Annotated in this window: 14 protein-coding genes; all 14 read left to right on the top strand. The window is 44.6% G+C overall.

Going from position 1 to position 14,087, the window contains the following annotated elements; translation table 11 throughout:
* The first annotated feature begins 21 nt into the window (after positions 1-21).
* Positions 22-399, top strand: coding sequence for a hypothetical protein (locus IEX29_RS16830; RefSeq protein WP_077603621.1), 378 nt, complete (start codon positions 22-24; stop codon positions 397-399).
* 67 nt (positions 400-466) lie between these two features.
* Positions 467-1,498, top strand: coding sequence for a major capsid protein (locus IEX29_RS16835; protein ID WP_077603620.1), 1,032 nt, complete (start codon positions 467-469; stop codon positions 1,496-1,498).
* 2 nt (positions 1,499-1,500) lie between these two features.
* Positions 1,501-1,722, top strand: a complete 222-nt coding sequence (locus tag IEX29_RS16840; protein ID WP_077603619.1) for a hypothetical protein — start codon at positions 1,501-1,503, stop codon at positions 1,720-1,722.
* Positions 1,723-1,768: 46 nt separating this feature from the next.
* Positions 1,769-2,164, top strand: coding sequence for a hypothetical protein (locus tag IEX29_RS16845; RefSeq protein WP_229720268.1), 396 nt, complete (start codon positions 1,769-1,771; stop codon positions 2,162-2,164).
* On the top strand, positions 2,149-2,958 hold the full coding sequence (locus tag IEX29_RS16850) for a structural protein (protein WP_188735530.1): 810 nt from the start codon (positions 2,149-2,151) through the stop codon (positions 2,956-2,958). The genes IEX29_RS16845 and IEX29_RS16850 overlap by 16 nt, the downstream gene beginning before the upstream one ends.
* 1 nt (position 2,959) lies before the next feature.
* Positions 2,960-3,340, top strand: coding sequence for a hypothetical protein (locus tag IEX29_RS16855; protein WP_188735531.1), 381 nt, complete (start codon positions 2,960-2,962; stop codon positions 3,338-3,340).
* Complete coding sequence (locus tag IEX29_RS16860) at positions 3,337-3,684, top strand: HK97 gp10 family phage protein (RefSeq protein ID WP_188735532.1); 348 nt, start codon at positions 3,337-3,339, stop codon at positions 3,682-3,684. Before IEX29_RS16855 ends, IEX29_RS16860 begins: the two co-directional genes overlap by 4 nt.
* A 448-nt stretch (positions 3,685-4,132) precedes the next feature.
* Complete coding sequence (locus IEX29_RS16865) at positions 4,133-4,624, top strand: phage major tail protein, TP901-1 family (protein ID WP_188735533.1); 492 nt, start codon at positions 4,133-4,135, stop codon at positions 4,622-4,624.
* An 82-nt stretch (positions 4,625-4,706) separates the two neighbouring features.
* Positions 4,707-4,958 (top strand): collagen-like triple helix repeat-containing protein, encoded by a 252-nt coding sequence (locus IEX29_RS16870; RefSeq protein WP_204799047.1) that lies wholly within the window; start codon positions 4,707-4,709, stop codon positions 4,956-4,958.
* 44 nt (positions 4,959-5,002) lie between these two features.
* Positions 5,003-5,368 (top strand): tail assembly chaperone, encoded by a 366-nt coding sequence (locus IEX29_RS16875; protein ID WP_077603612.1) that lies wholly within the window; start codon positions 5,003-5,005, stop codon positions 5,366-5,368.
* 77 nt (positions 5,369-5,445) lie between these two features.
* Positions 5,446-5,706: a hypothetical protein gene (locus IEX29_RS16880; protein WP_188735534.1), complete on the top strand. Its 261-nt coding sequence runs from the start codon at positions 5,446-5,448 to the stop codon at positions 5,704-5,706.
* Positions 5,707-5,914: 208 nt separating this feature from the next.
* Positions 5,915-8,989 carry a tape measure protein gene (locus tag IEX29_RS16885; RefSeq protein WP_268239087.1) on the top strand — a complete coding sequence of 1,025 codons (3,075 nt, stop codon included), beginning with the start codon at positions 5,915-5,917 and terminating at the stop codon, positions 8,987-8,989.
* Complete coding sequence (locus IEX29_RS16890) at positions 8,986-9,690, top strand: distal tail protein Dit (protein ID WP_188735536.1); 705 nt, start codon at positions 8,986-8,988, stop codon at positions 9,688-9,690. Before IEX29_RS16885 ends, IEX29_RS16890 begins: the two co-directional genes overlap by 4 nt.
* Before the next feature lie 16 nt (positions 9,691-9,706).
* Positions 9,707-14,080, top strand: a complete 4,374-nt coding sequence (locus IEX29_RS16895) for a phage tail spike protein (protein ID WP_188735537.1) — start codon at positions 9,707-9,709, stop codon at positions 14,078-14,080.
* Positions 14,081-14,087 lie beyond the last annotated feature (7 nt).

Genomic DNA, 14,087 nt, shown 5'->3' on the forward strand with positions numbered 1-14,087 from the left:
ACTAAAAGGAGCGATTTATTAATGGCATATGGTCCAATTTTTAAACAGGTCGGATTTTCCGGCGGAAAGAATATTTTAGCGAGTGAGCATCTTCAGTACATCGAAGGAGGAGCCACTTTAGATTACACAAAATTTGCCACAGGATTTAACGAAGTCGGGCAGATTATCGCACGTAACTTATCGACAGGCAAGTTTGAGCCTTTCGAAACTGGCGAAGACGCACCTGAATACGACAATCATGCAGTACTTAACGAGGACTTTATTAATGATGCAGAGCAGGACTTAATCGTCGGAGAAGTTATCGTACGTGGATCAGTCTACGAAGAGAAGCTTCCGCAGTCAGTACCGGACGCATTTAAAGAAGCAAATCCGATGATCAGATACGTTAAGCACGTTTAACTTAACGCTTATTTGTCGTGGATAAAAATGAAAGCGATTACAAAACAAAACTAGGAGGAATTTATAAATGGCGGGAATTACGCATATCACAGAATTAAAGCCCGAAGCATTGGGCGCATTAGCTCGCGAGGTTGATCGCGCAGCATTAGAAACACAGGACGATTTAGTAGGTTTTATGCCTGACGAACAAATTTACGATTTAGAATTCGCAGCTAATATCGTTAAAACTACATCGCAAATGGGTGCAATGATTGGGTTCGGCGCAGAGCCTCCAATCCGTGACCGTGATCAAGTTGCGAAACACTTGGGCGAAGTTGCTAAGTTTGGCTGGAAGGACATTATTACCGAAAATGAGCTTTTAAAGCTGCATAACCCACGGAATGATCAAGAGTTTAAAGCGTTAGTAGATGCAATCTCGACGAACGGCGCGAAGATGGTAAAAGAGACTCGCGACCGTATCAACGTTTCCAAGTTGCAAGCTATCGGAACAGGGAAGGTTACTTACAACGATAACAACGTTAAGTTAGAAATCGACTTTACTGATTACATTCCAGACGAGCATAAAGTCGTTTTAACAGGCGATAACACCTGGGCTAACCCAGATCACGATGTTATTGGCGATTTAATCGAGTATAGCAATCAGTACGAAGAGACTAACGGAAAGAAAGCAGATGCGATTTACCTAACTCGTAAAGTGCAAGCGTTGTTACTTAAAAACGCTGTAATCGTTGGTGAAGCAACCGGCTCTAATAGTGGCAGAACTAGAGTTAATAACGACGAGCTTAACTCCGTTTTAGGTGCTTACGGATTGCCGCCAGTACGTTTAGTCAAAAAGACTAGTGCAACTGTTAAGAACGCACTTACTGGAGCTACGGAAACTATCGAGCTTTTCCCAGAGAACAGAGTCGTATTCGTTTCTTCTGGCGTAGGTACTTTCAAGTTGGGACCTACCGTAGAAAACAACTTCCAGCCTGGAATCGTGCTTCAAGCGAAGGATAAGGACGAACCTATCCAGTCTATCTTACGTACGGCTGCATCCGGATTCCCTGTTATCGAAAATCCTGGTTTGCTATTATACGCTGACGTACTAGAGGCGTAATTATGGCGAAGGTCTATCGAGTTAAGACTAAAGCGGTATTTAACGGAGAGCCGGTCGGTACAACGTTAGAGATGGACGAAACTCTAGCGTCAAAGTATGAGGCTCTTAAGTACCTCGAAATTATCGAAGAGGTTAAGCCGAAGCGAAAGCCGGCGCAGAAAAAGCCTGCGCAAGCAAAAGGGAAACAGGTGGAAGCAACGACGGAAGCCAAACCGAAGGAGTAAAGGAGGGAGCGCTATGAAACTGACGGCGCAAGAATTAACGGATCGTTTGTTAAGGCGATTTAAAGGCGTTCCAGGCTTCGAAGAGGCGGACGCAAGTGACCTGGTTAAAGACGCTATGCAAGCGCACGACTATGCGCCGGAGGATAGCGTTTTTTCCGAAGACATAAACCTCGTAATGTTATACGCACAGGTTCAGGCAGCTTGGCAGGTAGCTTTTTCCGTCGCCCACTACTTTAAATTTACGGACGGTGAGGAATCGGTCGATAAGTCAATGATTTCGGATAATTACCGAAAATTAGCGAACGACTTACAATCCGATTATGACGAGGAAAAGGATAGGCAGCGTAAAGCAAGTTTTCGAATCATGAAGCGAATTGACCGCCCATTAACTACGCCTCCTACAGGAGAAAGTAGGAGGGGATTTCCTTGGCGGAAATACTAACGACCCAAGCGGAACTAGACGAGGTATTCAAACGATTAGAACGAGACTATGGCGCATTAAGTAAAAAACAACAGGCGTATGCAGTACGTGAAATCGGGAGAATACGAGCAGAGATAGCGGATATGTTAGCAGACTTTGCGGGAGAAGATGGTCTTATCAAACGGCAACGGCTAGGGCGAGTCTTAAGAGACTTGGACGCCATAGAAGCCTCCATGCGCAAGACTGGCGTAGATTCCCTCGAAAGTATTATCAAAGAGTCGAGCGAGTGGACAACTGCGCAACTTGCCGGAGCGATTGGCGTAGGTTCTTCCGTCCAAATCGGAGTTAATCGGCATGTTTTCGACTACATGGTTAAACGGTTCGAATCCGATGGTCTTGTTCTATCCGATCGAGTTTGGGGAATGTCCGGAGAGATTCGGGATTCCTTAGCTTCTGTTCTTCGCTCAAGCATTATTAAAGGCGAAGGAATTAGCGCCATGATTTCGAAAATTAGGCGTGTTTTTAACGCCGAAACTTGGAAGATTAATCGGCTCGCCAGGACGGAATCTGTTACGGCTAAGCGAGCAGCAACGAGTTATAACGCCCAGGAATCTGACATCGTTAAATGGGTGCGGCTGCACGAAGGTAATTGCGGAAGAAGCGATCACCACGAGCATAAATGCCATGAATTGGCGCATCTTGATAGATACAAACAAGGTAAGGGCATTTTTAAGCCGACAGATACAGATATATGGCTCCCCCACCCGAATTGTACTTCTTGGATTTCTTACGTGTTAGACGAGAGGTGGTTATAAGATGCTAACGGAACAAGACCTCGAATTTATGGCGGATAGCCAAGACGAAATTTACGTTTTAAGATATCGTCCAATCACCGTTTCTTATACCGAAAAACAGTATGACGAAATTACGGAAGAAGTCATCGGAGAGCGTGAGGTATCCACTGAAATTAAAGCGGTTGTAACGGAAATCTCCGAAGAGACTCGCACTATTACCAGTGGTATTGCTTACGAATCCGGTGACGCTAAGTTCGACGTTAAACTGGCGGATTTAGGGGAAGTCGGAGCAAAAATAGAACGGATTTCTTACGATGATAATACCTACGAAATACTTGGCAGCAATAAAAAAGGCATCGGCAGGCGGAACAGAATCGAATTTATAGGGCGGGTGATAACGTGAGTGGATTTAAAGTTACCGTTGAGGGATTAGACAAAGTAATGAATGATTTTTCCGACAAGGGGCGTCGGGCGCAAGACAGAGCGGATAAAGTTACAGAAACTTATACTCGCAAAATGGCGAATGAGGCGTCCGGAAATGCGCCGGTCAAGACTGGGGATTTACGCGCAGACATTGCTGCAAGCCCTAAACGTTTAGGAAAAGCGTCCTGGCAGTACGGAAGCACCTTAGACTACGCAGAAATACAAGAATTTACTCACCGGTCGAAAAAGGGGTTTATCCGTAAGTCCATATGGGACAACGAATCAGACTACCAACGATCGATTAAACGGGAGATAAAACGATAATGACTCGCATACATCAGCACGGACTTAATCGCTCCCTCCTCTTACATCTACGAGATAGGCTCCCCGACGCAAAGGTCGACCTCCACTATGATGGCTACGAAATTCCCGAATCACCCCGTCCCCTTGTTATCATCGAACAAATGCCTAGCCATCACGAAATTATAAGCAAGCAGCGCGAAGGTATCCAAGCAATCTACCGATACCAAATTGCGCTAATAGATTTAAACAGCGTAAATTTATCGGTCAATCAGGAAAGGTTAACGGACATTTTCCATTTCGATAAATTTACGTTTTACGACACCTTAAGAGACTCCCGACAGACGGGGTCTTTTTTGTGTGATTTAACCGGAGTTACTCCGATACACCCGGAAGATAAATCGGAAAAATCAAGCTATCATCGAGTCTATTTTGATATTGAGATAGCAACTTTAAAAAGGAGTGGAAGTTAATGGCAGTAGGCGAAATCTACAAGGGCGAAGAGTTTATCTACCTTGTTGAACTTAAAAATGGCAATGGAACAACCTTAGTACGCCCGTTTGACCAAACAGGCGGAGGCACATCGCTAGAAACTGACGAAATTGAAATCGACACGAAGGATCGGTCGGGAAGTTCTCATGGAAAAGTTACGGAATCTATTTCGTTGGAAGGAAACATTACCGAAGGAGATCCGTTTCCTAAAGCTATGAAAAAGATGATTCGCGCTAAGGAGTACGTGAAAATCTACGAGATTGATACGCGAACTAACGAAGGTGAATACGGAATGTATATGGTATCTTCGTTTGACCTCGAGCATGAAAACGGAGATAACTCTACTTATTCGCTAGAAGGAACGCTATTCGGGACGACGAAAGAGGTTAAGCTCGACGAACTTCCGGAAGGCGCTCCGCCTTTAGAAGGAATGGAAGACGACGAAAACGACGACGGCAACGAAACTCCCTAGCGACCCGCCCGCAATCGGCGAGGCGGAAATCGGAAAGGATTTTACAGTTGGATAGAGCCTTAACGAAGGGAGGAGCTATATTATGGCGTCAAAAGAAGAGCTGAAAGAGAAATTTAGCACTGGAAAAGTACCGACAGAAGACGACTTTTCGGAGTTGATTGACGGAGTAGAAGGCGAAAAAGGTCCACAAGGAGATCCCGGACCTGCTGGTAGCGATGGCTCTGACGGTGAAGACGGAAAAGACGGCTTCGGAACAGAATCTCAATATAACGACATTATCGAACGGTTGGTAAAGATTGAAGAAATAGTTCTCACCGAAGGAGAGAGCGAATAACACGGCGGGCTTAGGCTCGCCTTTATTTTAGGAGGAATTTATAAATGGCAAATTTCGAAATTGAGGGCAAGGAATACGAACTCAAACTTAATTATAAAGCGATTCAATACTTAAATAAAACTCAAGAGGGCGGCTCTTACGGGCTAATAGGTAAAGCGATTCAAGGCGACTTCGAAACGTTCCCTCATATCGTCCACGCAGGCTTATTCCACACGGACGAAAAAATCCCGTTGAAAAAAGTCGAGGCAGAAATCGAAAAACTAATCTCCGAAGAAAAGCTTTCGCTTGAGGATATTATGCGGATTTGCGATGAGGTTGTAACGCAGAGTTTTTTCTATCGAGCGACGGTACAGAAGATGATCAAGCAGAATCCGGAACTAGGGAAAGCACTCGAACAGTTGAGGGGCTAGGCGAGCTTGACGAGGTCGAGCAAGCTATCTTCGACGGACGGAGATACCTCGGCTTATCGTCTCCGCAAGTCTTATCGTTGACACCGCGCGAGTTTGCGATAGAGATGCGGGCTAATGTCGAGCGTATTTACGACGAATATGAACGGATGGCTATTATGGCGATGATGAACCGTCAAGGTTACCACGCTAAAAAGCTTAAGCAAAAAGACCTCTTTAAGCGCCCGACTGCCGAAGATGCAGCGAAACAAAAGGCGGATGATCAGGTCGACAAGAAAGAGAAAATTACCGAGTGGATGTCGCGAATCAAGCAATTTCAGAATGCGGATATAGGCGCATAGTTAGACCCTAAGGCTCGGAGAAAGGAGGAAACTATTGCACGATATTTTAGTAAAAGTTGGCGCTGATATATCTAATTTTACGAAGGGTATGTCAGATGCTGCTAAGCAGGCGGGAAAGATGGGCGGAGCAGTGGAAAAAGGTACGTTGACGATTGGTAAGCTTGTCGCAGCAGTTGGCGGAATTAAACTCCTTTCTGCTGGGTTTAACATGGTAAAAGACTCGATATCTCAAGCGTTTCGACGGATTGACACGATGGAGCAGTTTGATCGAGTCATGACAACGATGACTGGTTCGTCTAAAAAGGCTGCGCAAGTACTCGACACTGTTAACGATACCGTAGTCGGAACTGCATACGGGCTTGATGTCGCGGCTAAATCTACGCAGAATTTCGTAACGTCTGGAATGGACGTAGATAAAGCAACGGACTCAATCGGAGCATGGGGCGATGCGGTCGCGTTCTATGGCGATGGAAGTAACGAACAATTTGGACGAGTAACTGACGCCCTATCGAAAATGACGTCCAAAGGAACTGTCCAAATGGATAGGATGAATCAGCTCACCGAAGCGGGAATACCCGCAATGCAGATTTATGCTGATGCTACCGGACAGTCCGTGGAACAAGTAGCCGATACAATGGCAGAAGGTGCGCTCGATGCCGATGAATTTATAACGGTAATGAACGACGCTCTTAAAAACGGAACGGAGAACTTCGAAGGAATCGGGGGAGCTGCGAAAGAAGCCGGAGCATCTTGGGGAGCAGCCTTTGACAATATGAAGGCGGCTGTAGCGCGTGGAGTGACGAGTATAATCGAGTCTATTGACGAAATGCTGACGAATAACGGTCTTCCTACTATGCGGGATCTGGTAGCCGAGTTCGGTAGCTTTTTCGAGGACACTTTGAAGAAAATTGCCGAAGCTATTCCGAATGTTATCAGCGCAATTGACGGTTGGAGAGACGCACTAAAACCAATCGCTCCGCTTATTATTGGAGTGGCTACTGCTTTAGGGATTTTACTTGCAGCATCGGCTATACTCGGGACAGTTCGAGGGCTAATCTCCGGGTTAACTGGGGCGGTCGCGTTATTAGGTCGATCGTTCGGACTTGCTACTGCACCTATGTTCGTTGTTATAGCGGTCTTAGCGTTGGTAGGCGCAGCAGTCTATCAACTATGGCAGACTAACGAAGAATTTCGCAATAACGTACAAATTATATGGGAACATGTTCAGCAGATTTTTTCGATAGTTCTCGAGACTATTTCGGGCGCAATAGTCGCCTTTATCGGCGTACTAATGGAATTAATTGTCGCAATGATGCCGGTTGTATCTTACGTAGCGGAAGTAGTTGCGTCATTTTTAGGTTGGATTGTCACGATGATGGAGACGCACTCCTGGGTAGCGAATTTAGTATCTATTGCAGTGGTGCTTTTCGGAGCGTTGGCTGTGGGTATTCCGGTTATTGCCGGCATAGTAAAAGTCTTTACGATGGTATGGACGGTGTTAAAGACCGTATGGACTGTTGTAACTTTTGTCGCTAAAGTATTCCGTATTTTATTTACGGTAGTACGTATTGCAGCGGCAGTATTCGCATTTTTCACGAGTCCATTAGGGCTAATAATCGCCGGAGCTACAGCAGTCGGTGGAGTTATTGTTTGGCTAGGCGGACATTTCGAATGGATTGGAAATATTGTCGATTCAGTTACAGGATGGATGTCCGATGCTTGGAGCGGTTTTCTAGGATGGCTCGGATTCGAGACGGAAAAAACCGCAGTATCAGCCGGAGATAGTATCACAGGATTAGCGACCACTACAGCCCAAGCTACGACCGAAGCTGCACAATCAGCCGAAACAAATATAGGTGGCATGCATAATAACGTTAATTCCCATTTTGACGGAATGAGTCAATACGGAGTAGGTCAGATGCAGTATTTAAATATGGCTGGTTCACAAGAACTGTCCGGATTAAATACATCAGGCTCTGGTTACGTGAGTGCTTTATCCACTGCTGCACAATCTAATATGTCTGATATGTCATCTAGTTCTATAGATTCGGTTTCGACCATGAATTCCGATATATCTGCGATGATGTCTGAACTAGAATCGAATGGTTCGATAGACATTGCGAGCTTAAACTCTAGCGTTACGAGCGACATGGGAAATATGTCAAGTATGTCAATGGCGGAGATTCAAGCGTTAGCATCGTCTGGTAGTGCGGACTTTAGCGGCTTAGAATCCGATATGACTTCGAGTGCATCGAACATGCAGTCAGAGGTCGAGTCAAGCTTTTCCGGAATGTCTTCGACTATCGAGTCGGAAATGTCGAAAATCGAAAGTACAGCTTCGTCATCTCTATCCGGACTCGCTTCGAATTTTAGCTCAAGTATGTCCGATATATCCAGCGCTATTAAATCGGGAATGCAGGAAGTTTCGTCATCTATTCAATCCGGAATGAAATCGGTTACTTTATCAGCAATAGCGGGGATGGTTGCAACAAATACAGCTATTGCAACAGGGACAGTCCGAATGAATACGACGGTTAGTCAAGGCGTCTCAAAGATGCTTAAAGCTTATACGCAAGGATTTACTCGGATTAACCGAGCAACAAGCTCGAACATGACTCGGATAGTTAGCACATCTCGAAACGGAATGAACTCCGTTACTTCTACGTTCTCTAGCGGTATGAGCCGAAATGCTAGTATTTCTCAAAGCGCAGGAAATCGAATCGTTTCTATCTTTAACCGCCTTAACGGGCAGTTAAGAAGCGCTGGGGCTAACGCTATGGCGGGGCTGCAATCGGGGTTAAATTCTCGTTCGGGAAGTGTAATGGCTACGGCTCGTAGAATCGCCAATAACGTCGCGTCTACGATGCGTAAAGCGTTAAAAGTACATTCTCCGTCCCGTATTACAAGGGCTATCGGAGGATTCACCGGAGATGGTTTAGAAATAGGATTAATTCGGTCACAAAGCGCTGTGCTTAAAGCGGCGAATGGACTAGCGGAAGCGGCAAAGCCAAATGTCGATATGTCTTACGCAACTCCTGACGGAGCATACGGCTCGTTGTCCTCTGCGGTTAGTGGAGCGGTATCAGTTAATACGCAAGGCAGAGACAGAGCGCTGATTGCTTCCATCGACGGTATACGTCGGGAAATAGCGCAGATGCAGATGGAAATGGACGGACAGGTAGTCGGAAGAATGGTAGAGCCGGGAGTATCCCGAAAGCAAAGTAGAGACAATAGCCGGAGAAAACGATACCCGAACGGAAGAGGAGGAGTTATTACGACATGATTATAAACGGAGAGAAATTAGAGCGAGTAGAAGTATCAAGCTCTTTCGCACGTAGTCCGGTAAAGTTTGCGTATGAAACCTCTTCCCGAAGTTCTGGAGGCGTTCGGCTGGGGAGCTTAAGACTAGATGCCGAAGAGGTTTCGATTCCCATAACGCTCTATAAAGAAAAGGGCGAAACATGGGACGATGTGATCGAGGAATTAACTTCGGTTCTTTATACGGAGGAATTCGTTCGAATCTCCTTTTCTCATGGCAACCATAGTCGTTATTACAAGGCGAAAGTAATTGCGTTAGAAATAACGGAAGAATACTATCACAACGCTTATGGAAATGTCGTCATAGCTTTCGACGACCAGCGAATGTTTGGCGAGGAAAAGACAATTGAAGTGTCTACGGAAAATACTTTGCACGTAATAACCGGACAGGATAAAACACCGTGGGAGATTTCGCTCAGGTTTAGTGAGAATACGGATAAATTCGAATTAACTACGAATTCCGGTTTATATCTTCTTTTAGGTTACGAGTTTATTGAGGGCGATAGCTTAACCATTAAGTACGAAGGGCGTGAGGTTCTCTTAAACGGACGGGACTTACGCCATTCTATTCGCCTGAAATCTAACTTCGAATATTTGTATCCGGGAAAGGTTACGGTCAGCGCTTCGCACAATTGCGAAATGAAATATGATGAACGCTATTATTAGAGAAAGGAGGAAACTTGTGGAATTATATATTTTTAGTCAAGACGAACAACCTCTAACGGTACTTTCCGAAGATACCGGACTTATCGACACTCACTACCGTATCGAAATTAACGGAATCCCCGACGAACCCTTCATTTTCTCCGTAGAAGCCGATAATCCCACCGCAGCCTACGTAAAAGAAGAGAATAAAGTCATCTTTCGCGACCATGAAGGCGATTGGCGCTTAATGGCTATCCGTGAAGTTGACGACAGTAATGACTTATATGGCCCGATTACACTCGCAACTTGTGAGCCAGTTTCTATCGCAGAATTAAACGACAATATAATAGAAGAGAGACGATTCTCCGAACAGCCTGCGGAGGTTGCTTTAGGGGCTGCCTTGAACGGAACGAGATGGCAGGCGGACGTTGAATCTGAACTAGGTAACGCATCCTCCAGCTTTTACTACTTAACGAGTACGGAAGCGGTTTGGAAAATCCTTGACGTTTGGGGAGGCGAATTTAAGGACGTTGTCGAGTTTGACGAGGAAACTAACGAAATTAAAGGCTGTTACATTAAGCTTATTCAACGTCACGGGAGCGAGCATGGACAACGTTTCGAAATCGACAACAATACGACGGAGATTGGTCGGACTGTATTGTCGTATCCGAAAACGGCACTCTACGGAAGAGGGGCGAGCTTAGAGGTCGAGGACGAGGATGGCGAACATACCGGAGGGTATACGCGTTACATCGACTTTGCCGACGTGGAATGGTCGGTTAAGAACGGCGACCCCGTCGACAAGCCGAAAGGGCAAAAATGGGTAGGCGACCCAGAAGCTTTAAAAGCCTACGGATATGAGGGCGGAGACAAACATCGCTTCGGCATCTTTTCGAACCAAGATTACGAAGACGAAGAATTACTCCTATATGCGACATGGGAGGCGCTAAAGAAGGCGAAGAATCCCGAAGTTAACTATCGCTTAGAGGTCGACTTATTTGACGAAAAAGTCAGCTTAGGAGACACCTGCCAGGCTATTGATCGCAAGTTTGCTCGACCTATCGAAATACAAGCTAGAGTAATTGCGATGGAATACGACTTAATGGATATCGAGGGGACTATGGTTGTCGAAATGGGACAATTTTTAGACCTCGGAGACAATCGCCTTGATGACCTCGAAAGGGAAGTCGAGGGCATTAAGAATAATCCTCCGTCAGCTATTATCGACGAAGATAGTTACCCTAATGTTAAGCCTCGAACACCTATTAACTTAGAGGCTCACGGTGGTATCGAAATTATTCAAGTCTATTGGGAGTACGATTATGACCAATTCCTTTACTTTAAGCACTACGAAGTATACGGAAGTCGTACGGAGGATTTCGTGCCAGATACGCAGCATCTTTTATGGCGTGGCGATGTTAGTTCCTTTGCTCATAACGTTGGGACTGATGAGGTCTGGTACTACCGTGTGAGAGCAGTCAATTACCACGGAACCCCGTCCGATTGGAGCGATCAAGTTAGGGGAGCTACGCAACGAGTTATTAGCGATGACATATTGTTTGGTGAAGATATTGCGGAAGAATTGCGGGAGCTTTCGAAAACATCGAAATTACTAGCTGATGGAACAATCGACTTAAGTACAATCGGCGACGATGTTAAATCCGAGATAAACACCGCAAAAAACCAAGCAGGCGAAGCGGTCGAGAAAGCGAATCTCGCTACAAGTAACGCAAATGAAGCTATCGAGGAAGCGCAAGGAGCTTTTGATGAAGCACAATCGGCTATAACTAAAGCAGATAGCGCATTTAATATGGCTGATGCTCTTAGCACAGTAGTTGATAAAAATACAGGAGATATATCTTCCGTCACTCAAATTGCCCAGGGCTTGCAAACAAAGGTATCAGATGCCGAGGGTAATATTAGTATCTTACAGCAAACCGCAAATAGTTTTGGGACACGTATTGGAAATGCAGAAAGTAATATCAGTACTCTTACTCAAACTGCGCAAGGGTTACAGACTACTGTTAAAAGTGTAAGGGATGATTTAGACGGACTAGAATACGAAAATCGAAATTTAATTATTCGCTCTACTGAAACTGAAAATACTTTTATTGATCTAGAGGGAGGATTGGTAGTCAGTTCATACCGTTCAACCAGTGATTATATAAATGTCGTGCCGAATTCTGATTATATGTTTAGCAAGTCTGATTCGGAAATTGATTATAATGATTCCGGCTTTTTTAGGTGGGCATGGTATGACGAAAATAAAAATTATATTTCAAGAGCAGCTAATTCCAGTAATGAGTTCATGTGGTCTGTTCCTGATGATGCCTACTTTGTAAGAATATCTTATCCAAAAGATTGTTACCCAAAATATGAAAAAGGAAATAAAGCCACCGATTGGTCGCCTGCACCCGAAGATATGGCAACTCAATCGCAAATTACGCAGTTATCCGATGTTATCAGCTCTAAAATAACTAAAGGGCAAGCCGACGGATGGTACGCCTCTCAATCTCAATTGACTCAGACTGCAAGTAGCTTACAGAGTACGATTAAAGGTGTACGTGATGATTTAGAGGGTTTAGAAGTAGGCGGAGCGAACCTTGCTGGTTTAGATGATTTTTACGCATGGACAGCCTCTTCTTACTCAAGAAATGAGTATGTAGTTACTATTGATACAGGAAATGCAGACCGCGGAGGAGTGCGTATAAGAAGCCGAATTTTTGAGGAAGGTAAAAACTATGTGCTTTCATTTAAAATTAAAAAACTGTCAGGAGATATTGAAAGAATAGCTGGTCATTGTGAGGGTTTTGATTCTGAATCGGTTTTTATAGATGGAGAGCAAATAGGTACAGCTTGGATGACTCCAAACCCTTTTCCAAATAATGATGAAACTCACCAAATTGAAGTGCATCTGGAATATAACGGAGATACTACTAACAACGATTTATATATTCAACCTAACCGAAGTGGGTATGAGCTGCCTTACGCTTGTGAAATATGGGATATACAAGTTGAACAAGGTACAAAAGCCACTGCTTGGAATCCGTCTTATAAAGATTTAGCGACTCAATCACAAATAAGTCAGCTGTCCGATAATATAAACTTACGTGTCGAAAAGGGAGACGTCGTTAATCAGATAAACGTAGACACTAGCGGAGTACTTATCTCCGGTCAGAAAATCCGCATCACCGGACAGACTACGATAGACGACGGTGTAATTAAAAGTGCGACTATTGCAGATGCTGCGATATCAAGCGCTAAAATCGCTAAGCTTGCTGTAGGCACTGCCGCAATATCCGACGCAGCTATAACGAGATCTAAGCTAGAAAAAGCTGTTATCGGAACAGCCCAAATCGAAGACGGGGCGATCACGAATGCTAAAATAGGTCGCGCAACGATTGATACAGCCAAAATCGCAGATGGGGCGATTACTAACGCCAAAATTGCCGATTTGAGTGCCGATAAAATAAAGACTGGTACTTTACTAGGTATCGACGTTATAAGTAGGTTGGACAACCGAGAGGTACGGATGTATAACGGTCAGATTACCTTGCATCAAAATAATGAGCAAGTAGGGTATATACGACCAGCGCGATTGGTAAATGATAATGCAGTGAAGGGATATGAAATAGTATCTAGTCGCGACTATCTAAGTTTAGGCTTTCATACGGAAGGTACCGTATCATCTCCTATAGCTCAGTGGCGATCGGACTCTAGGGTGGGTTATGTACAAGGGTCTGACGAGACATCTGACAGCGGTCGATTATTCTTGAAATCCACAACTAAAGGCGGAACGGCTGATGGGGCGGTACCGCAAATACGATTGACTAATTATACTGATTCGTCTGGGACACCGTGGAGCGGCATTTTAAATTATGTGGGTCGAGATAATCGCAATCCTAATAACGCTAATTTTAGATCTGGGTTTGAGGTATGGCAATACAAAGGAGATAAATCGGGAGCAGCTAACCAACTTTTCAAAATAGATAGCGATTCCACTGGCTCTTTTACGTCAACTTATACTGACCGTACATTTTTAGGGAAAAAAGCTCATGTAAAAGCTAAAAATGGCAGTAACTACGCGATTTTAGGAGCCTCCGTTACTCCGAGACTGCAAAATATACACGGTACACTAGATGCTAACCCTGTAGCTTACGTAGACGTGTGGGATAATTTCACCGTAGGAAGTAACGGAACCGGTAGCGGAACATTTACTGTTAATAATGCAGAAAACGTCTATGCCGTTTTCACTCAGGTGGAAGGAGATTACTCCAGTAATATTATTTCGGGAGTACAGAATGTCACTTCAACTGGGTTTAAAGTCTACCTTCTTAATGCTGGCGGAAGAGCTAACGCAAACAGTAGAAGTTACCGAGTTAAAATTATGATTATATACGAACCATCTTAATAAATGA

Origin of the sequence: Oceanobacillus neutriphilus (assembly GCF_014645515.1) — a bacterium.
Classification (GTDB): domain Bacteria; phylum Bacillota; class Bacilli; order Bacillales; family Amphibacillaceae; genus Oceanobacillus; species Oceanobacillus neutriphilus.

Coding starts and splice junctions, on each gene's coding strand:
- IEX29_RS16890 (WP_188735536.1), top strand. CDS start 8,986: ATGATTATAAACGGAGAGAAATTAGAGCGAGTAGAAGTATCAAGCTCT.
- IEX29_RS16840 (WP_077603619.1), top strand. CDS start 1,501: ATGGCGAAGGTCTATCGAGTTAAGACTAAAGCGGTATTTAACGGAGAG.
- IEX29_RS16870 (WP_204799047.1), top strand. CDS start 4,707: ATGGCGTCAAAAGAAGAGCTGAAAGAGAAATTTAGCACTGGAAAAGTA.
- IEX29_RS16885 (WP_268239087.1), top strand. CDS start 5,915: ATGGTAAAAGACTCGATATCTCAAGCGTTTCGACGGATTGACACGATG.
- IEX29_RS16830 (WP_077603621.1), top strand. CDS start 22: ATGGCATATGGTCCAATTTTTAAACAGGTCGGATTTTCCGGCGGAAAG.
- IEX29_RS16855 (WP_188735531.1), top strand. CDS start 2,960: ATGCTAACGGAACAAGACCTCGAATTTATGGCGGATAGCCAAGACGAA.
- IEX29_RS16835 (WP_077603620.1), top strand. CDS start 467: ATGGCGGGAATTACGCATATCACAGAATTAAAGCCCGAAGCATTGGGC.
- IEX29_RS16875 (WP_077603612.1), top strand. CDS start 5,003: ATGGCAAATTTCGAAATTGAGGGCAAGGAATACGAACTCAAACTTAAT.
- IEX29_RS16865 (WP_188735533.1), top strand. CDS start 4,133: ATGGCAGTAGGCGAAATCTACAAGGGCGAAGAGTTTATCTACCTTGTT.